The following is a 24,289-nucleotide window of genomic DNA, read 5'->3' as shown; positions in this document are numbered from 1 at the left end:
ATTATGAAATACCCTCTTTCATTCATCATCCTTTTTATAAGCATTGTTTCTCAGGCACAAATCAACAAAAACACCAAATGGGGACAGGTTTCACAAGAAGAAATTCAGTATTCCGATGTAAATTTTGAACCAGGAGCTTCTGCAGTAATCTTGTATGAAACTGGTTTCATGTTCATGAAAAAACCCATTCAAACAAAAGTATATAGAAGAATTAAAATTTTGAACGAACATGGATTGAAACAAGCCAACATAAGTTTGGGTTTTGAACATCACGAAAAATTACAAAACATATCAGGACTACGTGCACAAACCTTGAATCAGGAAGGAGGAAAAACGGTAAATTATCCTTTAAAAAACAGTGATTTTTATACAAAACAATTGAACGATTATCATTCTTCAATTAGTTTTACGTTTCCAAATGTCAAAGTTGGTTCCATTATCGAATACGAATATACCTTTAACAATGACAACATTCGTTGGATTGAGGCATGGCAATTCCAACATGAAATCCCAACTGTTTTCAGTAAATTCTCTATAGATCCAGAAAATTTATTGGCAGGATTTGCAACCATTGCTGTTGGCGAAAATTTTTCCAAAACGCCAAAGAAAAGAGATGGTTTTAACCAACATGAATATTCAATGAGCAACCTAAAAAGCTTCTCCAATGTTGATTTTGCGTACAATAACACAGACCAAGCAGAAAAATTAATCCTGCAGTTAAAGAGTTATTATGCAACCCAAAACAGCTATTACAATACATCGCCTCAACTTATGGAAATCACCACCAAGTGGACCGATTTGTTGAAAGAAGTAGAAAATAGACAAAATTCATTTACCAACAATAGTTTCGCAAAAACGCTGTTGGCTGAAATTCCAAAAGGTTCAGACAAGCTTTCTTATTTGCAAAACATTTCGGATTATTTTCAGAAAAATTATCGATGGAATGGTTTAACCTCAACCGTTCCGATTCCGCAAAGCTCTAATCGTCAAGTTCATAATGACAAGATTGGAACGTTACCTGATTTAAATTTGCATTTATACTCAATTTTAAAAGCAGCCGGATTTGATACTAGTTTGGTTATTTTAAGTACCCGAAATCACGGAAAAATCATCACCACTTATCCATATTTAGGTCAATTTAACGCCGTTGTCAACATGGTTAAATTTCCAACAGGTGAAATTTATTTTCTAGATGCATCCAATCTAAGCAATGGTCTTGGATTTATGCCAAAAAACAATTACAACCAAGTCGGACTCATCGTCAATTCCAAACAAGAAAATTTCATATCGATCAATTCTCCAGTTTCAGAACTGCATATTTCTCAGAATTATGCTTTTACCAACAATCAAATCACAGCTGTTTCTACACAAACCAGCAATGGATTTTTCAACGAACAAAATTTTGTACAATCATCTAAAATCAAACCTTCATTAGACGTAGAGTTTGTTGAAAAGTCAAAAACCAATCCCACTTCAATCGCGACAAAATACTTGGGTTTTAGAACCACTTCTCAATCCGAAAACATCAATCAAGAATTTTATACGATTCAAAATCCTTTGAATACAATACTTCAAGAATTCAAATTCACCGAACAAGCACGTGAACGCTCATTAGAATTTGATTTCCCATTAATGTACAAAATTCAAACAATTGTCAAAATTCCAGAAGGTTACAAGGTTGAAATTCCTTCCAATTTCAATTCTGTTCATAATGTTCAAAAAGAGGATTTGGCTTATAGCCAAAAAGCTGAATTGAAAGATGGAGAACTTCAAATTGTCTATGAATTCTTATTGGGAAAAGCAATTATTGCCAATCAATATCAAGCTGTGAAATCTTTCTTTGAAAAGGTCAATGTAGACGCTCAAAAATCTATTTTATTGAAGAAGAATTAAACATCTGCAACCATTAAATTGCAGCCCCGCACATCTGAATGATCAAATCTACCAAGGATTTCAAAGGTTCCGTCTGGATAAATCTTTCCTAAATCATCGGTAGCAATAAAACTACAAGAGTTTAAATTGGCAAGGTCGATGACATTAATTCCACCTGTTTTGCCTACTGGCAGTAGATTTAAAGGATCCTCCGTGTCGCGAATTTGAATTTTCATCCATTGGGGCGTTTGAAATTTCGCATTTCCTTTGGAATAAGCTTGAGACAAAAGTTCCGTCATGCCATATTCGGAATGAATTTCCTGCAATCCAAATCCATCGCGCAAAATCCGATGTAATTCTTCTCGCGTAATTTCCTCTTTACGACCTTTCATACCACCGGTTTCCATGACGATCGTATGATTCAGATTCATCGAAAAATTCTCCACAAAATCCAGTAGCGCAAAGGAAACCCCAATTAAAATTGCTTTTTTTCCTTGACGTTCGTTTTCCATCAAATCACGGTACAATTCTTCATGATTGTATAAATAAAAACCGCCTTTCCCCGACTCTTTGATCCAGTATTCGACCATATCAATCAAGGATGAACCTTCTCGCTCCAAGTAAGAAGGCAATAAGGCAAATAGGGTATAATCCTTTAATTCACCATAAAAATCAGAAAAGCTTTTGTCTAAACTTTCATGATAAAAAGAAAGATCGGTTACGAAATGTTTGCTTACAGAACTTCCTGTTGTTCCCGAACTGGTAAAGATTTTTTCTGTTTTTCGATTCCCTGAAATTATTTCGAAGTCTTTAAAAAACCGAATGGGTAAAAAAGGAATCGCTTGGATAGAATGAATTTCCTGCACCTTCACATTCAAAAACTCCAAAAAATTGGCATAAATCGGATTATTGGCAGCCTGAAATTGAAAAACTTTCAAAGCGATTGCTTCAAATTCATGCTCATTCTGAATGGAAAAAATTTCTTCTTTGGAAATCATGACGCAAAAATACAATTAATCGGGGAAGAATAATTACTTGCCCAAAGCCTTATTGGCTTGGTAAAGATGATCTCCAATAATTTCATAATTTCGAATCAATTCGGTATAATACAAAGCAGATCGAGCCGACAATTTTTCTGACTCAATCGCCTTTAGCAAAGCATCTTCTGCTTTCCCAAATTTCTTATCGATTGATTTTTCAATTTTCTTTGCAGCCATTATATTGGCATTGCCTTCGGTTTCGTTTAAATTCTGAACCAAAGTTGTGGTTGCCATGGACAAAGAATCTTGTAAATCTATTAAATAATCTCTCAATTTTGGCGTGATGAAACTATTATTTTTACGTCTTTCGGTATGAATGGAAGCAATTTTGATCGCCATATCTCCAACATTTTCCAAATGATGACAAATTTCAATCAATCGATGGATATTTAGTGCAACGTCTCCCGACATTTCAAATTCGTAAATGGAATTCAAATAATTCAAAATACTTTTTTCCAATTCGTCACTTTCACGCTCAAGGGCAAAAATTCGTTTTCGAAATTCATCCAATTTCTCATCATCACTTTCCGAAATCATTCGACCCAAAGCACTCACAATTTGTCTTGTGATACCAGCAAATTTCACAATTTCACGATTGGCTTCGTAAACATACATTTTGGCGGTAGGTCCAAAAGGTCGACCGATTAGTTTCAATGAATTTCGGTTGTTTTCCTTATTTAAAAATCGATCATTTGCCCAAACCGATAAAGGTTTGATAAAGGGTAAAATCAAGATAGCCGAAATCACATTGAACAAAGTGTGAAAGCTAACCAAAATGATTTCATTGTCAGAGGAAATATAATCTGAAATAAATTTTACAATACTTGGAACAAGGAAAAAGAACAAAATCGCGCCAGCAAGATTCAAAAAGAAATGAAACCAAGCCACAATTTTAGACGCTCTATTTCCTAAAGTAGATGCAATCAAAGCAGCCGATGTCGTCCCGATATTAGCTCCAATGACCATCATCGCAGCTTGTTGAACTCCTAAACCATTGGTCACCAAAACGGCAGCCAAAAGTATAAATGCACTCGATGAATGAAAAAGAAATGTTACCACAATTCCAATCAACACAAATAGCAAAGAAGAAAATAAATCTGTTTCTCCACCGTATTTTTCAATGGAATTTTGGAAAGTTTCGTATTGAGTAAAATCTGGAAGAAACTGATTGAGAAAATAAAATCCTATTAAGATTAAGGCAAATCCAATCGCGAAATTGGACCATTCCTTTATTTTACGATTATTGAAAAAATAAAGAGTTACGGCCAAGGCAATAACAGGCAACGCCAATGATTCGATATGCCATACCAATCCCAAACCAACCACTAACCAAAGCTTGATGGTCGTTCCAATATTAGCTCCTACAATGATAGAAAAGGCTTTTTGAAGATTTAAGATTCCAGCATTGACAAAACTCAAAGTCAAAATACTTACAACCGAGGATGATTGCAATGCTCCTGTAAAAATAGTTCCTGCGAAAGCACCTGAATAGGAATTTCGCGTCATTTTGTTTAGAAAAACTTGTAATTGTTTCCCAGCAGAACGTTGTACTCCTTCACTCATCACTTTCATTCCATATAGGAAGAGAGAGACAGCTCCAAGAACGTTTAATATGAGAAGGATGACTGACATTTTGCTTTTAAAAATGCAAAATTAAGACCTTCAATGTAAACTCATTGTTAAGATTTCAAGCACCTAAAACACAAAGAATTATTGAAAATACTTTTCGGCTTCTAAAACACTTTCGGGTCTCCCAACATCAATTAATAGACCTCCACTATGATCAAAGCCCAAAATAACTTCGTCTTTCATCAATTCCATGTAGGTTTTCATGATAGAGAATTTTCCATTGGTAGGCATTTTTTCAAATATTCGAGGATTGATCATATGAATGCCACTAAATGCTTTTTCTGTCAACGGATTTTCAGATTCAATGATTTCTTCTCCAGTTTGAAGATTTCTCCAACCTTTTAAGTGATGATTGGAATCCAATAATAATTTTCTAGAACTTGCGCGATCACTTACTGCTAAAGTTGCCAAAGGCTGATGCTGGTAATGAAATTGCATCAAATCTTCTACATTTAAGTCGGTCAATATATCCACATTCATCACCAAAAAACTTTCATCGCCCAACAATTTTTTGGCTTTAACAAGACCGCCGCCCGTTTCTAACACCTCATCTGATTCGTCAGAAATTTGAATGTTGACATCAAAATAATTGTTTTCCTCTAAATAGGATTGGATTTGATCGGCGAAATGATGCACATTGATAATGAATTCTGTGATTCCAAAAGATTTCAAATACGCAATGTTTCTCTCCAATAATGTTTTACCACTCACCTTAGCCAAAGCTTTCGGATGATGATCTGTAAATGGTTTAAGCCTCGTTCCCAATCCCGCAGCAAAAAGCATGGCTTTTGGGAGTGTAGCAAAAAATGGGTTGGAAGTTGGGGGCTGGAAGTTGGGAGTATCGTTCATTGAATGCTTTTTCGAAATGCAATTAGTGAATTCATTAAATCGTATGCAAATTTATAATAGAATTCGAATTCGTCCTCCTTTAAATAAAATCTATTTTTGGCTTTATACAAACATGTCACAACTTCCGCCAACGAACGAATGGAATAACCTAAAAATTTTTGAAACTCAAGTTTGGATTGTAGAATTGAACCTTCTGAATTATTGAGAGCTAAAGAATCTACCGCTCTTCGAATTTGTGAGGTTAAGTAAATTTCTCCTCTTCGGGAAATGTTTTTGACAAATTAAAAATCAATTCGCCATACTCCATGGCTCTCTGTCAAACGATTAATTTTTCGAATTTGAAGCTCATAAGTTAGTAAGTAATAGTTCGTTTAGTTAATTTATAAAAAAAACCTCACTTCCCACTTCCCACTTCCTACTTCCTACTTCCCCCACTAATACACTTCGTTAATCCAATTCTTCGCTTCTTGCTCTACGTGTTGAACCTCAACTTTTGCGGCAGGAAATTTTTCAGCAATGTGTTGGGCCATTGCATCTGCCGAATAAACCGAACGATGTTGTCCGCCCGTACATCCAAAATTGATGTCCAAATTACTAAATCCTCTATCCAAATAATCTTGAATCGAAATATCAACCATTGCAAAGGCAGCATTTAAAAATTCCTGAATTTTGGTTTCGGACTCCAAATAGGCTTTCACTTCTTGATCTCGACCCGTTTTGGTTTTGTACTCCTGAATTCTGCCCGGATTTAAAATCCCACGACAGTCAAATACATATCCGCCTCCATTCCCAGATGTATCTGCTGGAATTCCTTTTTTGTACGAGAAACTTCTCACATTGATTTGAAGTTTATTCTCCATCTATTCGTTTTTTTATTTCGTTAAAAAGTTCAGGATTTCCTAAACTTAAAATGACTTTCTTTAATTCTGGATAAGATTCAAGTAAATCTAAATCTTTAATTTCTTCTAAGTTTTTCAATGCAAAACCTATACTTGCTAAAAAATGAGGTTTTCGCTCATAAATTCCTCTAAATCCATAGGCACCCAAAACTTGTAACAATCGTTCAACTAGGCATAGTTCATATCCACGTAGAAATGAATTCCGATCCAAATCTTGTTGAGTCGCATCAATGAATTCTTTGACATACAAATCATAGAATTCTTTTTTCCATTCTGCTGATAAATTTGCTTTGGCTTGCCAAATCAAGGAAACCAAATCATATTGCGCAGGTCCTTTCATTCCTCCTTGATAATCGATGAAGTATGGATGATCGTTGTGGATCATGATATTTCTCGATTGGAAATCACGAAACACAAAATACTGTTCTGGAATAGACGAAAAATCATGGGCAAATTGTTCAAAATCTTGCAATAATTTCCCTTGATTGAATTCAATTCCAGATAAATTGAGGAAATAATTCTTGAAGGAAAACAAATCTCTCAAAACCAAAACTTGATTGAATTTCGGATAGCTAAAAGATTTCGAATAATCCAAACCTACACTCGCCTTCACTTGCATTTTCACCAATTCTCGAATGGATTTTTCGAAAAGTGATTTCGCTTGTTCGCGATCCTTTTCCAAAATATCCATCAAAGAAACATTTCCCAAATCGGATTGAACATACATTGAATAATCCTCTGAAACTTTGATGATTTCTGGTAAATTATCCATTACACGTCCAAAATGTTGTGTAAAATATAGAAAGGTCTGATTTTCTTCTAGATTCTCACTTTCGGTTAAAATAAAGGAAGCTCCTTGAAACTGAAACCGATAATATTTTCGGGAAGATCCGCTTTGAGCTAGCAAGATCAAACTCGCAATCGCTTCGCTACCAAAATTTACATTCAAAAAAGATTCTATGCTCGATTTCATATTTGCATTCAAAGTTATCATAAAATAAAAAGACCCCAAAAGAAATCTTTTGAGGTCTGGATATATCGTTGTGGATACAATGACTAAGAAATGGCTAATTTTTCTTTCAAATTTGCCAACATGGTTTCAGTCATTTTCGCTAAGTCAAATTCGTATTTCCAATTCCAATCTTTTTGAGCAACACTATCGTCAATGCTCGCTGGCCAAGAATCTGCAATTGCTTGACGGAAATCTGGGTTATACGAAATTTCAAAATCTGGTAAGTGTTTTTGAATTTCAGCTGCCAATTCAGCCGGTGTAAAACTTAAAGAATGAAGGTTATAGGAAGTTCGTACGGACAATTTTGTTGGATCTGCCTGCATCAGTTCAATGGTTGCGCGTATCGCATCGTCCATATACATCATAGGTAAAGCCGAATTTTCGCTCAAGAAACATTCATATTTTCCTTCTTCCAAGGCTTGATAAAAAATATCAACCGCATAATCTGTTGTTCCACCACCAGGACGTGTTTTCCAACTGATTAATCCTGGATAACGAATGCTTCGAACATCCACTCCAAATTTTTCATGGTAGTATTGACACCAAAGCTCACCTGCTCTTTTGGAAATCCCATAAACTGTTGAAGGAATTGTCAATGCATTTTGATCGGTATTGATTTTTGGTGTTTCAGGACCAAAAATGGCGATGCTACTTGGCCAATACAATTGGTTGATTTTTTTGTCTTTGGCTAATTCCAAGAAAGTCAAAAGTGAATCCATGTTCAAATCCCATCCTTTCTTAGGGAATTTTTCAGCTGTTGCAGACAACATAGCTGCCAAATGATACACGATAGTAATTTCATGTTTTTCTACCACCGAAGCGATTTGTTCAGCATTCATCACATCGAGTGTTTCATAATTTGGATCCTCAACGTTTGCAGGATCTTGAATATCGGTTGATAAAACATTTTCAACTCCGTAAATTTCACGTAACGCCAATGTCAATTCAGACCCTATTTGACCTAGTGCCCCTGTAACTAAAATCTTTTCCGTCATTATATATTGCTTGTTTTGCCTAGCAAATATACTATTTATAGCAAATTTCTTATAGATTTGTAAGAATAAGATTTCACCAACTTATACAATCATTAATAAAAAATTGTAACCATAATGAAAAAAACAATTTTATGGGGTTTATCCTTGGTTTGTGCCGCTAGCTTTGGACAAACAAATTTTAAAGCAATCGATGTGTCTAACATGGATTTAACAGCTAAACCACAAAATGACTTTTACCAATTTGTCAATGGAAATTGGATGAACAAAACCCAAATTCCTTCGGATCGTTCTCGTTGGGGAAATTTTGATGAACTTCGTGAAAATACCGATTTAATCAACTTGAAAATCTTAAACAGTTTATTAAATTCCAATGCTCAAAAAGGTAGCGATGAACAAAAAATTGGTGATTTATACCGTTCATATATTGATTTTGATGCTCGTAACAAAACAGGTTTAAAACCCATTCAGCCTTATCTTGATAGAATTGATAAAATCAACAATCTTAAAGATCTTCAGTCGTATTTAACGGAGGTAACGCCAATCGGCTTGAATCCTTTTTATGGATTTTTCGTTAGAGCGCATATGAAAAACAGCCAAATGAACACCGTTTATTTAGGCAATGCTAGTCTTGGTTTGGGTCGTGCTTATTACCAAAAAGATGATGAAAACAACCGTGAAACATTAAACAAGTATTCACAATTTATCGATAAAATCTATTCGTTTACCGGTGAGAAAACGCGTGATTTAAAAGGTCCGAAGATTGTTGGATTTGAGAAAACGATTGCGTCCAATATGTTAACTGTTGAGCAAATTCGTGATGCAAAATTACGCTTCAATCCTTATGCTGTAAAGGATTTGAATAAATTATCTAAAAACATCGATTTGGCTAAATTCTTAACCGATTTAGGTGTTAAAACAGATTCTGTTATTATCGGAGAAATCAAATATTTCCAAAATTTAGATCAAATTTTAAACGAAGGAAATCTTCCAACCATCAAGCAATTCATGAAATTTCATTTGATTGAAGGAGCTTCAGGAATTTTGACCAAAGAATTGGATGAACTAAGTTTCGATTTCCACGGTCGACAAATGAAAGGTCAACAAGAACAACGTGCAATTGAAAAAAGAGGATTGGAGTTCGTAAATGGATCGGTTGGGGAACTTTTAGGAAAATTATATGTCAAAGAAAATTTTCCACCAGAAGCCAAAGCCAATGCGCAAGAAATGATTGATTATTTGTTTAAATCATTCAAAGTTCACATCAACAATTTGGAATGGATGTCACCTGAAACCAAAGTAAAAGCTTTGGAAAAATTAGGGAAGTTTACAGTGAAAATTGGGTATCCAGATAAGTGGAAAGATTATTCTCAATTGGAAATCGTTTCGCACAAAGAAGAAGGAGCTTTGTTCAAAAACCGAATGAACATCAGAAAATGGCACTACAACCGAAATTTAGAAAAAATCGGACAACCAGTAGACAAACAAGAATGGGGTATGTCACCTCAAACAGTTAATGCGTATTTCAATTCTTCTAATAATGAAATCGTTTTCCCAGCTGCAATTCTTCAATTTCCTTTCTTTGATATGAGAGCAGACGCTGCTGTAAATTTTGGTGGAATTGGTGCGGTTATTGGACATGAGGTTTCCCATGGATTTGACGATAGTGGTTCTCAATATGATGGAGATGGAAATTTGGTGAATTGGTGGACAGAATCAGATCATGCAAAATTCAAAGCCGCTGGAAAAAGATTATCGGAACAATTCTCACAATATGAACCCGTTCCAGGAACTTTTGTAAATGGAGATTATACCTTAGGTGAAAATATTGGGGATTTAGGTGGATTGAACGTTGCCTATGATGCTTTGTTGATGTACTTAAAAGACAAAGGAAATCCAGGATTAATTGATGGATTTACCCAAGAACAACGATTCTTCATATCTTGGGCCACCATTTGGAGAACCAAATCAACAGATGCTGCCTTGATCAATCAAGTAAAAACTGACCCGCATACTCCAGGTTATTTTCGTGCAATTGGTCCATTGGAAAACATTGACGGATTTTACAAAGCTTTTGATGTGAAAGAAGGAGACAAAATGTACAAACCAAAAGAAGAAAGAATCGTAATTTGGTAAGAAAAATGATCATACCTAAAATCTTTAAATGGCTATTTTTTAGAAAAAAAATAATAAAAATGACAACAGTAGAAGCAATAAAAAATCCGAATGCGAGCTTAGTAGACATTCGCGAACCCTATGAATTAGAAGTAGATGGATTGGTTGAAAAAGCAATCAACATCCCAATGGGAGAAATTCCAGATCGTTTGGAAGAATTAAAATCTCTTCCAAAACCTTTGGTAATTTTTTGCCGCAGTGGAAAACGCGCTTCCTCTGTATTAAATTTTCTAAATGAAAATGGAATTGATGACGCTTTCAATGGAGGCGGATTTGCAGACGTAAATGAAATTTTAAGCGAAGATTAATTTCTTCCTTTTGAAACCTATAACTTTGCCATCGTTTATCTTAAAAAGGTAAACATTGGCAAAGTTTAATTTTATAGCGGAATGACAAAAAAAGAACGAGCGATTTATGTAATGACGGAATTGGAGAGATTATATCCACAACCTCCCATCCCACTTGACCACACAGATCCATTTACCATGTTAATTGCCGTTTTATTGTCTGCTCAAACTACGGACAAAAAAGTCAATGAGGTAACTCCCGATTTATTTGCAAGAGCAAGCAATGCCAAAGCAATGAGTTTGCTAGATGTGGAGGAAATCAAATACCTCATCAGACAAATTGGATTATCCAACACCAAAGCCAAAAACATCAAAAGACTTTCCGAGATCTTGGTAGAAAAATACGATGGTGAAGTTCCTGAAAGTTTCGATCAATTGGAAGAACTTCCTGGCGTTGGCCATAAAACAGCATCGGTGGTCATGGCTCAAGCTTTTGGTCATCCAGCTTTTCCAGTGGACACCCATATTCATCGATTAATGCACCGATGGAAATTATCCAATGGAAAATCAGTCGAACAAACCGAAAAAGACGCAAAACGTTTATTTCCAAGAGAAACTTGGAACAAATTGCATCTGCAAATCATCTATTATGGAAGAGAATATTCGCCTGCTCGAGGATGGAATTTGGAGAAGGATTATATCACCCGAAATATTCTAGCCAAAAATCCTGAATGAACTTAACGTTAATTCAAGTTTATATTTATTAAATTTGCACTTAAAATTTTGAATTTCTTGCTATGTTGAATACCATCATTACTGGATCTGGTCACTTTTTACCTGAAAGAATCGTCAAAAATTCAGATTTTCTGAACTATGAATTTTATGACGAAGCAGGAATCAGAATAGAAAAAACGAACCAGGAAATTATTCAAAAATTCCAAGAAATTACAGAAATTGAAGAAAGACGATATGCAGAAAACAATTTATACACCTCTGATATCGCAACAATTGCAGCTCAACGAGCAATCGAAGATGCAGGGATTGACAAAGAAGACTTGGATTATGTAATCGTTGCCAACAATTATGGTGACATCGATGCTGAACATCGTCAGGTTGACAATATGCCTTCTATCGCCACTCGTGTCAAACATAAATTGGGAATCAAAAATAACAAATGTCGTCCATACGATATGTTATTTGGTTGTCCAGGTTGGATTGAAGGAATTATTTTGGCTCATCATATTTTCATGTCGGGAACAGCTAAAAAAGCTTTAATCATTGGTGCTGACACCTTATCAAGAGCAGTTGATCCACATGATAGAACCGCTATGATTTTCGCAGATGGCGCAGGTGCAATCGTGTTGGAAGCCAAAGAAGGAACAGAGAAAATGGGTATTTTATCCTATGATACCATTTCTGATTCTATGGATGAAATGACGTATTTATTAAATGATGTTTCCTTAAAATCAGATTACGAAGGATCCAAAATTAATATCAAAATGCGTGGACGTAAAGTATACGAATATGCCTTACGTAAAGTTCCAGCATTGATCAAACGCGTTATCGACAATTCAGGAGTTGAATTCACGAATATCAACAAAGTTTTGCTTCATCAGGCCAATGCCAAAATGGATTATGCCATGGTAGAACGTTTGCATAAACTTTACAACATCACGGATTTCGACCATGATATTGCGCCGATGACGGTTCAAAAATTAGGGAATACTTCGGTTGCTACCGTTCCTACTATGTATGATTTGATTCAAAAGAAACAATTGGGCAATCACGAATTTCATTCAGGCGATCATATTGTCCTTGGTGCTGTAGGTGCTGGTATGAACATCAATGCGATTGTCTACAAAATGCCCTAATCTTTTTCAACAAGAATCCTATTTAAATTTTATTGCAACCTGATTTATTGTACTCGATAAATCCGATCAAACCTGCCCAAAATTTAGGATTATAGATACTTTTTTTTTGGGAAATTTCAGCAAATATTTAGTCGATTTAGGAAGAGGAAGAAAGTTTTTTTTCATTTTTTTTTATTATTTTAACGCTTTTACTTGTTCATTTTCAGATATTTAAATATTTTAATTATCTTTAGGATGAAATTTTTTAAAAAAATTATGTGACTTTTTTGAAACACTGGTGTCATAATAATTGAAAACAAGTCAATGGCGTTCCAAACTTCAATCGATAAGATAACAGATGAGGAACTTGTACAAGAGATAATCAAATCAAATGATACACATTTGTTCGGTCTGTTGTATGATAGGTATGTCACGATTGTTTACAACAAATGTCTAAGTTTTATTGCTTCGAAAGAAGATGCACAAGATTTAACCCATGACATTTTTGTGAAGCTCTTTGTCAAGCTGAAAACATTTAAAGGTGATTCCAAATTTTCTACTTGGATTTATGCATTTACCTATAATCATTGTATCAATCATTTACAACGAGAAATAAAAAGTCATAAAAACACGTTTTCAATGGAAGATGATATAGAAGATCAATTCCTTGAAGAAGTAGATGATGCACAAATTTTCGAAATGAAAACTGAAAAATTATTTGCCTCCTTACAACAAATTAAACCTGAAGAAAAAGCTTTACTCTTGATGAAATATCAAGATGATTTGTCGATCAAAGAAATAGCTAACCTTAACAACCTGGGGGAGAGTGCCGTAAAGATGAGGCTAAACCGAGCTAAGTCAAACCTCCTGTTAATTTACCAAAAATTGTAAGCATGCAGAATCCATTTAAAAAAATAGTTGAGAATCAACAGGTTCCAGAAATGCTGAGAGAACGCGTTATGGGAGACATTCGCATGATTAAGCTTACAATGGATTTAGCAGATTTAGTCGCTGTTAAATATCCATCTACAATTGCTGATATTTTGAATGCCACTGGTTCCAACAAAAAGAAGAAAAATAAATAAATGATTTAACCGATTAGAAAATGAAATTACCTTTACACTTAATAGAAGATTTGTACGCTGATTTTTTGCAAATGTTACCCAATTTATTGATGGGCTTTGCTTTTGTTGTCATCGCTATTATTTCCTATAAAGCCATTATATGGATTGTAAGGAAATTGCTAAAGGCTTCCAAAATTGAAAAATTAAACAAAATCATCAATGACAATGAATTGATTCAAAAGTCAAATGTTTCCATTGATATTACCAATGTCATCGTAGGAATTTTGAAATTCATTTTGGTCTTAATAATTTTAATTATAGGTGCCGAATTCCTTAATCTTAAAATAGTTTCTGAACAAATTGGAAAACTATTGGAATACTTGCCTAAATTACTAATTGGACTAATCATTTTCGTTTTTGGAACTTATTTAGCGAGTCAAGCAAAAAAATTGGTTCATAGTCTCGTGAAATCATTGGATGCAGGTGGCGCAAAAGCTATTAGTACGATCGTATTCTATTTCATTTTTGTATTTGTTTCCATAACTGCTTTGAACCAAATTGGCGTAGATACCGAAATTATCTCCAATAATTTATCCTATTTCATTGGTGCTGCCCTAATTGCTGTGACCATTGCCGTAGGATTAGGATCAAGAGATATTGTATACCGACTGATTCTGGGATTTTATACCAAAAAGAATTTAGCAGTTGGTATGAAGATTGAAATAAACAATAAAATCGGTGTGATTGAATCAATTGACAATATATGCTTGATATTAAAAACTGAAAATGAAAAACTTATGATTCCTATTAAACATGTGAACAATTCAGATGTCCGAATTATAAGCGAATAAATTGAAACTAACTTAAACCAATCAACCAAATCTAAACTACAGGTTTAACAATGCCCTAACCAATACAAACAAGTTAAACCCTAATTCTGCCGGTTCCCTGCCGGCAGTTTTTTTTTAATTAATGATTTGTTAATAAATTTTAACATTCGTTAATGTTTTCCTAAAGTTCTTAAAAAGATTACCTACCGTACGCATATCCTATTAGTTTTGCGAACGTAAAGTTAAGAATCATCAATTTTAGCGGGTAGAAATGAAAGGTATAAATTTAGCAATAATTGCTGTCATCGCAATATTCACTACGTCTTGTAGTACTCTAGTATCGACCAATCAAGCTAAATCTAGTTTTGTTCCTTTAGAAAGATCTTACTACACTCAAAGCACCATCATCAATAAAAAACTTTTTGCTGAAAACAAATCAAATGAGGTTGCAACTGTTAAAGTTAAACCTGCAAAAACAGCTATTGAAGAATTAAACGATATTCATATGATGGCCATGAACTCGTTTGTAACCCAAATTTTATCAGAAGCAGAATCCTATCTTGGTGTACCATACCGTTTTGGTGGTACAACGCGTAAAGGAATTGACTGTTCTGCATTTGTTCAAAGTGTATTCCAAATGTTTAACCACGAATTGCCTCGTGTTTCAGCTGCTCAAGCAAAAGAAGGTGAAATTGTTCACAAAGAAAATATGCGTGCCGGTGATTTGGTTTTCTTTGCAACCAATGGTGGCTCAAGAGTTTCGCATGTCGGAATCGTACACAATGTTTCAGACGATGGCGAAATTGAATTCATTCACGCTTCAACATCTCAAGGTGTTATCGTAACTCCTTTAAGCAGCGATTATTGGTCAAAACGTTTTCTTTACGCAAAACGCATCATTGACTAAAACTCTTTAAAATTTTCCTGAATCCATTTCTCTGCTAGTAGATAGGGATTCGTTTCATGCAACAAATTTTCCAAAGAATTATCTTGCTCATATCGAACCATAATTCGATGAGTAATTTTCTCCTTTATGTATTCTTTCACGCGCAAATTCATTTGCTCCTTTCTTCGATTTTGAATATATCCATTGCGGGTAGTCAATTCAAAATATTCTTCAATCGAAGTCCAAACCTCTTCCAATCCTTTGCCAGTCAATCCAGATCCCATCAAAACTTTCCGTTTCCAACTAGAATCCTTTTGAGGTAGAAACTGCAAAGACCTCGCCAAAGTTACTTTTACTTCTTTTGCTTTTTCAGAACCAAAGTCATCCACTTTGTTGACAAAAATAATATCTGACATTTCCATGATACCACGTTTGATCCCTTGAAGATCATCACCCGCACCTGGAATTTGTAGAAACAAAAACAAATCCGTCATTTCATGCACCAAAGTTTCAGACTGCCCTACTCCTACGGTTTCAATTAAAATCACATCAAAACCCGCCGCTTCACATAACAACATGGCTTCATACGTACGAGATGCAATTCCTCCTAAATATCCAGCTGTCGCAGACGGACGTATATAGGCATTTTCATTTCGAGCCAAATCTTCCATACGGGTTTTATCGCCCAGAATACTTCCTCCCGACAAGGAACTACTTGGGTCAATCGCTAAGACAGCTACTTTCAACCCTTTCTGCGTTAACAAATTTCCAAAACCTTCAATGAAAGTACTTTTTCCAACTCCTGGAACTCCGGTGATCGCAATTCGCTTGGCTTTCCCAGTAAATGGCAAAAGAAGTTGAATCAATTGATGCGCTTTGTTTTGATTTTCAATCAAGGTATTCTCTGCCAATGTGATGGCGCGACTAAGAGAAACACGATTTCCATTTCGTATACCTTTAGCTAATTCTTCTATCGTTTCTGTCTTCATCTATCACAAATGTACTAAATTTTGAATGTGGAATTGGATTGCCACTTCCGAATCAAATCTGTAATTTTGACGAAAATAAAAGTTTGCAAATTCCTACTTTAAAATACCAAGATAAGGTTGCTATTGTTGCTCCTTCGGGAAGAGTTTTCGCTTCTGAATTAGATGAAAATATGGAATTTTTGAAATCCATTGGGTTAATTCCCGTTTTGGGCAAAAACTTGTTTCAAAATCACAATGAAGGCTATCAGTATGCGGGTACAAAAGCGCAACGTTTGGCCGATTTCCAAGAAGCCTTGGATGATGATCAAATCAAAGCGATTTGGTGCGCTAGAGGTGGATATGGAGCGGTACATTTGCTAGACGAACTCAATTGGGAAAGATTCAAAAAAAATCCAAAATGGATCATAGGATATTCCGACATCACGGCGATTCACAATCATATCAACAATTGGGGAATTCCTAGCATTCATGGAATCACGGTTAAAAAACTGAACACGCAATATTCAAAAGAATCCTTTGAAAGTTTAAAAAATATCTTGTTCGACGGAAAAATTTCCTACCAAATTCCTTCTCACTCTTTGAATCAAATTGGTTCAGTTGAAGGAAAATTAGTCGGTGGAAATTTATCCTTGATTTATAGCTTGATCGGAACGGAATCAGAATTAAAAGGAGAAGATTTGATTTTATTTATCGAAGATTGGAACGAAAACTGGTACCATTTGGACAGAATGATGATGAATTTGAAACGAAATGGATTGTTTGATCGAATCAAAGGATTAATTGTCGGGAGCTTTACGCGAATGGATGTTCAAGAAGAAAATCCAGAATTTTTACAAGATTACGATCAGACCTCTTACCAATTAATTCATACATTTATGAATGAATACAATTTCCCAATCTGTTTCCAATTCCCTGCGGGACATATTGGTGATAATCGAGCATTAAAATTGGGCGCAAACGTCAAATTAGAAATTACAGAAAACATCACATCGATAGAATTTTAACAAGATGAACAAATTACACATCATACAACACCCTTTGATCCTTTCCAAAATGACGCAAATCAGAAGAAAGGAGACTCCAACAAAAATGTTCAAAGAATTGGTCAATGAGATTTCCGCGCTCATGTGTTATGAAATCACGAGAGATTTGGAAACAGAAGAATTTGAAATCGAAACTCCTGTGAGCAAAACCACCGGATATCGAATCAAGGGAGAAGATTTGGTTTTGGTTCCAATTTTACGAGCTGGTTTGGGAATGGTAGAAGGAATTCAAAATTTAATGCCTAGCGCCAAAACGGGACATATTGGGATTTACCGCGACCACGAAACACTACAGCCGGTGGAGTATTTATGCAAACTACCATCCAATATGCAAAACAGAGACATTATCATATTGGATCCCATGTTGGCGACAGGTGGTTCAGCAGTTAAGGCGATCGAAATCTTAAAATCGTATCAGGTGAAATCCATCCGATTGGCTTGTTTGGTAGGTTGTCCAGAAGGAGTGAAATACGTTCATGAATCTTATCCAGAAATTCCAATTTACTTGGCAGCTTTGGATGAGAAATTGAATGAACAAGGATATATTGTTCCTGGCTTAGGTGATGCAGGAGATCGTTTATTTGGAACAATATAAAAATGGCTACGCATAACGATTTTGGAAAAGAAGCCGAAAACCAAGCGGTCAAATTTTTAGAGGCCAAAGGTTATCAAATACTTGATCGAAATTGGGTTTTTCAAAAAGCCGAAATCGATATCATTGCTCAAGACCTATCCTCCAATGAATTAATCATTGTAGAAGTAAAAGCGAGAAAAGAACATTCTTTGACCAATCCAGAAGATGCTGTAACCAAAAGCAAACGAAATCTTTTGGTGAAGGCTGCAAATGAATACTTAATTTCCAAAGACATTCAATTAGAAACTCGTTTTGACATCATTAGCTTAGTGAAAAAACAAGATTCTTGGAAAATTGAACACATTCCAAATGCTTTTTTATCATTTGAATAAGTTAATTCTTTTGATCTCGGTATATTTTTTTCTGTCTAATTCAAAAATTTAAATTAATTTAGGTAGATTAAAATTATAGAAGTATGAAAAAATATTTTGTGGCATGCTTGCTTTTTAGCATAGGAATCTTCGCATATTCACAATCACCAATTGGAGTTTGGAAAACGATTGACGATAAAACAGGAAAAGAAAAATCGCATGTAAAAATTTACGAAACTCAATCAGGTAAATTACAAGCCGAGGTTGTGAAAATTTTGACTCCTGGAAAAGAAGATGCGAAATGTACAGAATGTAAGGGAGCCAAAAAAGATAAACCTATTTCAGGAATGGTTATTTTATGGGGATTGGAAAAAGACAATGAGAAAAGATGGGATGATGGAAGAATTCTGGACCCTAACTCAGGAAAAGAATACGATTGTAGGATTACCGTAAAAGACAAGAACACTCTTGAGGTTCGTGGTTACATGGGTGTACCAACACTTGGAAGAACACAAACTTGGACTCGAGTAGAATAATATTATCCTAAGATAAACTTAGAAATCTCTTTTGATGTATTCAAAGGGGATTTTTTTATACTTTTGACACTAGATTGAATGATATGAAAAAGATTTTTGCCGTTTTGTCCTTAAGCCTATTTTTGATAAATTGTTCAGAGACCGACGTCTTGATTAAAACTGGAAAATTAGAAGTGACAGATCTAAATTTACCTCATCTTCCCGATGGTTACAACTATGAAGGTTGGCTTTTGGTGGATGCATCCTATGTTTCGGTTGGGAAAATCACAAATGATTCCATCAATCAAAATCTTGCAAGATTTTCCAATATTGAAGTCAATGATTTGGCAGACGCTCAGTCTTTTGCCATAACAGTTGAGTCTTCAGGATCAGCTGCACCATCGAATTATGTTTTGTTAGTAGGAAATTTCAATGGAACCTCAGCCCAATTATCTTCAGACGCTGAAATTCCTAGTGGTGTTTTACCATTAGCCAAACGTCTTTCAGCAGCATTCACCGTTCAAACCGCTACAATTCCTCAAGAAGACATGGGAATTTATAGTGAAAACGGAATTTGGTTCTTCAAAGGAAATCCCGATAACCGAGAAACGACCATTCAGTTTGATTATGAAGGCCTTCAATATCAAGCATGGCTTCGAAAATCCTATGAAAACACCTATTATGATTTAAATATGGGAGTTATCACTTCTGATACCTTATCGGATAATTGGAAAGGATTCACACTTCCTTCGTATCAAAACAATACACCCAAATTTGCAGGTGAAGATTTCTTGCAGCAACCATCAACTGGTACCACTTATCCGAGTAATTATTTTCCGTTGAACGTAAGCGGTGGAGAAATTATCATCACTCCTATTTTGGCTGGATACAACAATTCAACAACCCCATTTCCAATTTATTTATTGAAAGGAAATGTTCCAGAAAATGTTACAAATGATGCCAATCAAACTTATCCACTCATCATTAATACTAATTTTGGAGCAAAAGCTATAAAGCAATAATAGATTAAATAATTTGCTTTAACTTTGCGCAAGTAATAACCAGAAAGGGGTGCTTTTTCGCAATAGCGAAGGGCTGAGATTATACCCAAAGAACCTGGGCGGGTAATGCCGCCAAGGGAAGTTGCAAAACTTTTCCTTATTTTTTTATAGAAACTTAATTTGAACGTATATCGTTCGATATTTCTCTATGAATAAAAGGAATCAAATTAAGGGTAAATCCACCTTTCATTTAAATTAATTTAAAATGAAAAGTAGGATTTTTTTATGCGCTGTTCTTAGCGGAACACTAGCGTATGCACAAGTTGAGGAAAATCAAGATTCAACCATCATTGAATTGGAAGGGCTAAATTTGGTAGAACAACTGCCCATCACCTCAGAAAAAATCACCAAAAAATTACTCAATCAGAAGAACCTAGGACAAGACATTCCTAGTCTTTTGCAAAATGCCACTTCGGTAGTCACGACATCTGACGCTGGAGCAGGAATTGGCTATTCGACCATTCGGATTCGAGGAATTGGCCAAGAACACATCAACATTACGATGAATGGCGTGACCTTAAATGATCCTGAATCACAAGGCGTATTTTGGGTGAACATGCCCGATTTAGCATCCAATGCCAATTCCATCATGATTCAAAGAGGTGTTGGTACTTCAACTTCTGGAACTGGAGCTTTTGGCGCGATCATCAATATGGATTCTTCCAATCCCTCACCCAAAGCATTTTTAGAAAGTTCGAATTCTTGGGGAAGTTTTGCCACGCAAAAATATAGCCTAAACGGTGGAACAGGTTCAATTTTGAACAACAAACTTCGAATTGACTTAAACGCTTCTCTCATTCAATCAGATGGTTATATTGATCGTGCGTTTAGTGACTTATTTTCCTATGGAATGAATGCGAAATACGAACTGAATGAAAACACAAGTTTTCGCTATTGGACATTTTTTGGAAAAGAAAAAACCTACCAATCCTGGAATGGAATTGATGCAGAAACCATGAAAAGCAATAGACGATTTAATTCTGCCGGCGCTATTTACAATGAAGATTGGACCGATATTGTGGGTTATTATGACAACGAGACCGATAATTACCAACAACATCACAATCATTTCATTTGGGAACAGAAATATGGCAAAGGATGGAAATCCACCAGTACTTTGCACTATACTATAGGAAAAGGATACTATGAAAACTACAAACAAGGTGCTGATTTAGTTGAATATAAAATCATTTCAGATCTTGAAACCTCTGATTTGGTTAGACAAAAATGGTTGGACAATCATTTCTATGGAATCAATTTCCAAATGGAAAATCAAACCTTTGGAGACATAAAATTGTTTACTGGATTTGCTGCCAATCAATTTCAAAACGATCATTATGGAATTGTGAATTGGGTGAAAGATTTGGATAATGTAGATCCGAAACATGAATTTTACCGAAACGAATCTCAAAAAACAGATATTTCGGCTTATGCAAAAGCTTTATGGAGCCTAAATCGATGGGAATTATTTGGGGACATTCAGTACCGATATGTGAATTATCAGACCAAATTTGGTCCAAATGGTGAAAATGAATTTGAAGATTTTTTCCCTTTCGAAGGAGATTTTCATTTCATCAATCCAAAACTAGGATTCAATTTCGCATTCAACAATCAAAACCATTTGTATTTCTACTATGGAATGACCCATCGCGAACCCAATCGTTCGGACTATTTAGACAACAAAGAAACACCCAAAACAGAAAAATTGCACGATTTTGAATTTGGGTTTAAAAAATCGGGAAGACTTCAACTAAATGCCAATGCATTTTATATGTACTACATCGATCAGTTGGTTCCAACGGGTGAATTGGATGATGTAGGTGGATTCAAAAGAACCAATAGTGGGGAAAGTTTCCGATCGGGAATTGAACTTCAAGCCAATTATACGTTAATCCCTCAGAAATTAGATGTTTTTGCAAACGGAACGTTCAGCATTCATCAAAATCTTGACTATTCAGAAATTGCATATGATGAAAATTGGAACGAACTTTTGGTTCATCATGGAAAAACCGCCATCGCATTTTCACCCAATATTATCGGTGCATTTGGACTTAATTATTCACCCTTTAAGAATTTCAATTTGAATCTTTCGAACAAATACGTAGGCGAACAATTTTTGACGAATACTGAATTGGAAAACGGAAAATTGGATGATTATTTCTTGACGGATTTACTTTTTCAATACTCACCCAAATGGTTGGGATTGGAAAATTTGCGATTCTCTCTTTTGATCAACAATTTGTTTGATGTCGAGTACGAGAGCAATGGATATTATTATGAACAAGCCTTTTATTTTCCACAAGCTGGAATCAATATTTTGGGAGGGGTTCAATTTAGATTGTAAAGAAAAAAGCCGGATTTCAGAATTGAAATCCGGCTTTTTAATTCTATGAATTGAAATTATTTGATCACAACTCTACGGTTGATTTCCATTCCTTTTCCTTCTACTTTGATAATGTAGATTCCGGCATTATCAATTCTTACTTTCACTTCGGTGTTGTTGTATGGATTGTTCTGAGTCTTTACTAACTTTCCAGACAAATCATATACAGAAACCTTAACGATTGATTTTTGGTTGTTTTCCAAACGAACTACCACGTTTTTGTTTTGAGCTGTATATACTTTTACATCATCACGATCTTGGTAGTGAAAATCATTGGTATCCATCCCAACATTCCAAATTTCGTAAACCCATTCTGGATTGTCGATGTAAGGATTTCTATTTCCTTGGTGGTTGTAATAAATCAAATCATTTAAGTCTCTTTCTCTATCACTCACTGGGTCCATTACATGCCATTGTGCCAAAACTTCCAAGAAATCATCACTGAAAACTTTATTGGAAGAACCATCAAACATTACTTTCACATTTGAACCTCCAGCATTGTTATAGAAATTGGTCATTCTATTTTGGTAACAAGTAGCAAAATAAAAGAATGCACGAGCAACATCACCTTTGAATTCATCAATCGGCTCCATAACTATAATGCTAGAATCTTCAACGAAACGACCTTTTAACGTTCCATTTTTAGACTTACATGGTAAATTGGTCGCACCACTATTACAGTTATTGGCAGATTGCGGATTCTGGATAGGCCCAAATGCATAATTCCCTCTCCAACCATTTACTTTACTATCAGTTGGCCATACATGGAATGCATCTGAACGCATTGGCAAAGCTTCATCGAAATAAGATTGAGGAATCAAATGCTCTCTGTTAAATGCATCTCCTTCATTTGCTCCTGAACCCATACTTTCATTTGCACTGTAGTTGTAAGGATCAGGACCATCAGGATTTTCAGAATAAATATCTAGAATGGTATTGTCATTTTCATAATATTTATCCTTAAAACCATTTTTAGAATGATTACTTGCATATAAATCTCTTAAAGCATTGTAACTTTGAGCGTCAAAATTTTTAATAATATTGTGAAGTGCTGTCTTCAATTCATATCCTTGCAAACCTTCAGCGTCTTCATAATAACCACTTGGCACTTGCCCACAAGCAATGGAAGCAAGTGAAATGGTTAACAAGAAAATCTTTAAATTCTTTTTAATCATGTTGTTATTAAATTAGGGGGTAAAATTAAGGATAATAAGGGAGATATTTTTTCATTTTTTTTAGATATTTTTCTTCAGAAGATTTGCAGATATAAAAAAATGTTCTAATTTTGCGCTCTCATTCGAACAGATAAGTATCGAATTAGCTAAAAGAATAAAAGAATTATGGCAAATCATAAGTCAGCATTAAAGAGAATCAGACAAAACGAAGTTAAAAGAACGAGAAACCGTTACTATCATAAATCTGCACGTACAGCTATCAAAAACTTACGTACAGAAACTGATAAGTCTGCAGCAGAAGCTCAATTTCCAAAGGTTTCTTCTCAAATTGACAAATTAGCTAAACGCAACATTATTCACAAGAATAAAGCGTCTAACTTAAAAAGCAAATTGGCTAAACACATCGCTGGTTTAGCATAAGATAAATTGTTGGCCCGTTCGTCTATCGGTTAGGACTCAAGATTTTCATTCTTGCAAGAGGGGTTCGATTCCCCTACGGGCTACAAATTTAAACCACCATACGTTTTGATGGTTTTTTTTGTGCCTCTACGACAAAAATAGGTACAACAATTAAAATAGGACGGCCCGTTCGTCTATCGGTTAGGACTCAAGATTTTCATTCTTGCAAGAGGGGTTCGATTCCCCTACGGGCTACAAAAAAGAGATCAGTATTTGATCTCTTTTTTTTATTTTCTAATTGTCTCGTCCTGAAATAATGATACAAAAAAAAAGAATCATTATGAAAGAAGAGACAAATTATCAAAAGCGTACCCAACGCGATTACACCATGACA

25 protein-coding genes and 2 tRNA genes are annotated in these 24,289 nt (G+C 35.1%); 18 read left to right on the top strand and 9 right to left on the bottom strand.

What is annotated here, in order from left to right; translation table 11 throughout:
• The first annotated feature begins 3 nt into the window (after positions 1 to 3).
• A complete protein-coding gene (locus ABID46_RS07285) occupies positions 4 to 1,893 on the top strand; it encodes a DUF3858 domain-containing protein (RefSeq protein ID WP_354508571.1) in 1,890 nt (629 codons plus the stop codon).
• On the opposite strand, the gene ABID46_RS07280 is transcribed toward ABID46_RS07285, so the two are convergent.
• The 7 genes from ABID46_RS07280 to ABID46_RS07250 all read right to left on the bottom strand — a co-directional run bounded on the left by ABID46_RS07280 (position 1,890) and on the right by ABID46_RS07250 (position 8,296).
• A complete protein-coding gene (locus ABID46_RS07280) occupies positions 1,890 to 2,870 on the bottom strand; it encodes a LuxE/PaaK family acyltransferase (protein ID WP_354508569.1) in 981 nt (326 codons plus the stop codon). The genes ABID46_RS07285 and ABID46_RS07280 overlap by 4 nt on opposite strands.
• A gap of 33 nt (positions 2,871 to 2,903) precedes the next feature.
• Positions 2,904 to 4,544, bottom strand: coding sequence for a Na/Pi cotransporter family protein (locus ABID46_RS07275; RefSeq protein ID WP_354508567.1), 1,641 nt, complete (start codon positions 4,542 to 4,544; stop codon positions 2,904 to 2,906).
• Positions 4,545 to 4,622: 78 nt separating this feature from the next.
• The gene (locus ABID46_RS07270; RefSeq protein ID WP_354508565.1) at positions 4,623 to 5,390 is read right to left on the bottom strand and encodes a nucleotidyltransferase family protein; all 768 of its coding nucleotides are present in this window, start codon (positions 5,388 to 5,390) and stop codon (positions 4,623 to 4,625) included.
• On the bottom strand, positions 5,387 to 5,623 hold the full coding sequence (locus ABID46_RS07265) for a four helix bundle protein (protein ID WP_354508775.1): 237 nt from the start codon (positions 5,621 to 5,623) through the stop codon (positions 5,387 to 5,389). The genes ABID46_RS07270 and ABID46_RS07265 overlap by 4 nt, the downstream gene beginning before the upstream one ends.
• 201 nt (positions 5,624 to 5,824) lie before the next feature.
• Positions 5,825 to 6,250 (bottom strand): RapZ C-terminal domain-containing protein, encoded by a 426-nt coding sequence (locus tag ABID46_RS07260; RefSeq protein ID WP_354508563.1) that lies wholly within the window; start codon positions 6,248 to 6,250, stop codon positions 5,825 to 5,827.
• Entirely contained in the window at positions 6,240 to 7,262 is a 1,023-nt protein-coding gene (locus ABID46_RS07255) for an aminoglycoside phosphotransferase family protein (protein WP_354508561.1), read from the bottom strand. Before ABID46_RS07255 ends, ABID46_RS07260 begins: the two co-directional genes overlap by 11 nt.
• An 83-nt stretch (positions 7,263 to 7,345) precedes the next feature.
• On the bottom strand, positions 7,346 to 8,296 hold the full coding sequence (locus tag ABID46_RS07250; protein ID WP_354508559.1) for an NAD-dependent epimerase/dehydratase family protein: 951 nt from the start codon (positions 8,294 to 8,296) through the stop codon (positions 7,346 to 7,348).
• A 114-nt stretch (positions 8,297 to 8,410) separates the two neighbouring features.
• On the opposite strand from ABID46_RS07250, the gene ABID46_RS07245 reads away from it, so the two are divergent.
• The 8 genes from ABID46_RS07245 (at position 8,411) to ABID46_RS07210 (ending at position 15,406) form a co-directional block, all read left to right on the top strand.
• Positions 8,411 to 10,429 carry a M13 family metallopeptidase gene (locus tag ABID46_RS07245; RefSeq protein WP_354508557.1) on the top strand — a complete coding sequence of 673 codons (2,019 nt, stop codon included), beginning with the start codon at positions 8,411 to 8,413 and terminating at the stop codon, positions 10,427 to 10,429.
• 59 nt (positions 10,430 to 10,488) lie between these two features.
• On the top strand, positions 10,489 to 10,776 hold the full coding sequence (locus ABID46_RS07240) for a rhodanese-like domain-containing protein (protein ID WP_354508555.1): 288 nt from the start codon (positions 10,489 to 10,491) through the stop codon (positions 10,774 to 10,776).
• Between the two features lie 81 nt (positions 10,777 to 10,857).
• Entirely contained in the window at positions 10,858 to 11,490 is a 633-nt protein-coding gene (gene nth, locus ABID46_RS07235; RefSeq protein WP_354508553.1) for an endonuclease III, read from the top strand.
• 62 nt (positions 11,491 to 11,552) lie between these two features.
• Positions 11,553 to 12,626, top strand: coding sequence for a 3-oxoacyl-ACP synthase III family protein (locus tag ABID46_RS07230; RefSeq protein WP_354508551.1), 1,074 nt, complete (start codon positions 11,553 to 11,555; stop codon positions 12,624 to 12,626).
• Between the two features lie 303 nt (positions 12,627 to 12,929).
• Positions 12,930 to 13,496: an RNA polymerase sigma factor gene (locus tag ABID46_RS07225; RefSeq protein WP_354508549.1), complete on the top strand. Its 567-nt coding sequence runs from the start codon at positions 12,930 to 12,932 to the stop codon at positions 13,494 to 13,496.
• Positions 13,497 to 13,498: 2 nt separating this feature from the next.
• Complete coding sequence (locus ABID46_RS07220) at positions 13,499 to 13,690, top strand: hypothetical protein (RefSeq protein WP_354508547.1); 192 nt, start codon at positions 13,499 to 13,501, stop codon at positions 13,688 to 13,690.
• A gap of 20 nt (positions 13,691 to 13,710) precedes the next feature.
• A complete protein-coding gene (locus ABID46_RS07215; protein ID WP_354508545.1) occupies positions 13,711 to 14,520 on the top strand; it encodes a mechanosensitive ion channel family protein in 810 nt (269 codons plus the stop codon).
• A 250-nt stretch (positions 14,521 to 14,770) separates the two neighbouring features.
• Positions 14,771 to 15,406, top strand: a complete 636-nt coding sequence (locus ABID46_RS07210; protein ID WP_354508543.1) for a C40 family peptidase — start codon at positions 14,771 to 14,773, stop codon at positions 15,404 to 15,406.
• On the opposite strand, the gene meaB is transcribed toward ABID46_RS07210, so the two are convergent.
• Positions 15,403 to 16,374 (bottom strand): methylmalonyl Co-A mutase-associated GTPase MeaB, encoded by a 972-nt coding sequence (meaB, locus tag ABID46_RS07205; RefSeq protein ID WP_354508541.1) that lies wholly within the window; start codon positions 16,372 to 16,374, stop codon positions 15,403 to 15,405. The genes ABID46_RS07210 and meaB overlap by 4 nt on opposite strands.
• A gap of 83 nt (positions 16,375 to 16,457) precedes the next feature.
• Here meaB and ABID46_RS07200 point away from each other — a divergent pair, with 83 nt between their 5' ends.
• The 6 genes from ABID46_RS07200 (at position 16,458) to ABID46_RS07175 (ending at position 22,282) form a co-directional block, all read left to right on the top strand.
• On the top strand, positions 16,458 to 17,378 hold the full coding sequence (locus tag ABID46_RS07200; protein ID WP_354508539.1) for a S66 peptidase family protein: 921 nt from the start codon (positions 16,458 to 16,460) through the stop codon (positions 17,376 to 17,378).
• Positions 17,379 to 17,382: 4 nt separating this feature from the next.
• Positions 17,383 to 18,012, top strand: a complete 630-nt coding sequence (upp, locus tag ABID46_RS07195; protein WP_354508537.1) for a uracil phosphoribosyltransferase — start codon at positions 17,383 to 17,385, stop codon at positions 18,010 to 18,012.
• A gap of 2 nt (positions 18,013 to 18,014) precedes the next feature.
• Complete coding sequence (locus ABID46_RS07190) at positions 18,015 to 18,383, top strand: YraN family protein (RefSeq protein ID WP_354508535.1); 369 nt, start codon at positions 18,015 to 18,017, stop codon at positions 18,381 to 18,383.
• An 83-nt stretch (positions 18,384 to 18,466) separates the two neighbouring features.
• Positions 18,467 to 18,898 (top strand): DUF2147 domain-containing protein, encoded by a 432-nt coding sequence (locus ABID46_RS07185; RefSeq protein ID WP_354508533.1) that lies wholly within the window; start codon positions 18,467 to 18,469, stop codon positions 18,896 to 18,898.
• Between the two features lie 83 nt (positions 18,899 to 18,981).
• Positions 18,982 to 19,899, top strand: a complete 918-nt coding sequence (locus ABID46_RS07180) for an anti-sigma factor (RefSeq protein WP_354508531.1) — start codon at positions 18,982 to 18,984, stop codon at positions 19,897 to 19,899.
• Between the two features lie 244 nt (positions 19,900 to 20,143).
• Positions 20,144 to 22,282: a TonB-dependent receptor gene (locus ABID46_RS07175; protein ID WP_354508529.1), complete on the top strand. Its 2,139-nt coding sequence runs from the start codon at positions 20,144 to 20,146 to the stop codon at positions 22,280 to 22,282.
• A 56-nt stretch (positions 22,283 to 22,338) separates the two neighbouring features.
• On the opposite strand, the gene ABID46_RS07170 is transcribed toward ABID46_RS07175, so the two are convergent.
• Positions 22,339 to 23,496 (bottom strand): endonuclease, encoded by a 1,158-nt coding sequence (locus ABID46_RS07170; RefSeq protein WP_354508527.1) that lies wholly within the window; start codon positions 23,494 to 23,496, stop codon positions 22,339 to 22,341.
• Positions 23,497 to 23,661: 165 nt separating this feature from the next.
• On the opposite strand from ABID46_RS07170, the gene rpsT reads away from it, so the two are divergent.
• From rpsT to ABID46_RS07155, 3 genes are all read left to right on the top strand, one after another.
• Positions 23,662 to 23,916, top strand: a complete 255-nt coding sequence (rpsT, locus tag ABID46_RS07165) for a 30S ribosomal protein S20 (protein WP_354508525.1) — start codon at positions 23,662 to 23,664, stop codon at positions 23,914 to 23,916.
• 11 nt (positions 23,917 to 23,927) lie between these two features.
• Positions 23,928 to 23,999 (top strand) — tRNA-Glu (locus ABID46_RS07160).
• Positions 24,000 to 24,078: 79 nt separating this feature from the next.
• Positions 24,079 to 24,150, top strand: a tRNA-Glu gene (locus ABID46_RS07155).
• The last annotated feature ends 139 nt before the right edge of the window (positions 24,151 to 24,289 follow it).

Origin of the sequence: Moheibacter stercoris (assembly GCF_040545805.1) — a bacterium.
Lineage (GTDB): Bacteria > Bacteroidota > Bacteroidia > Flavobacteriales > Weeksellaceae > Moheibacter > Moheibacter stercoris.
The sequence above is the reverse complement of the archived record's forward strand: the minus strand, read 5'-3'. Positions and strand labels throughout refer to the sequence as shown.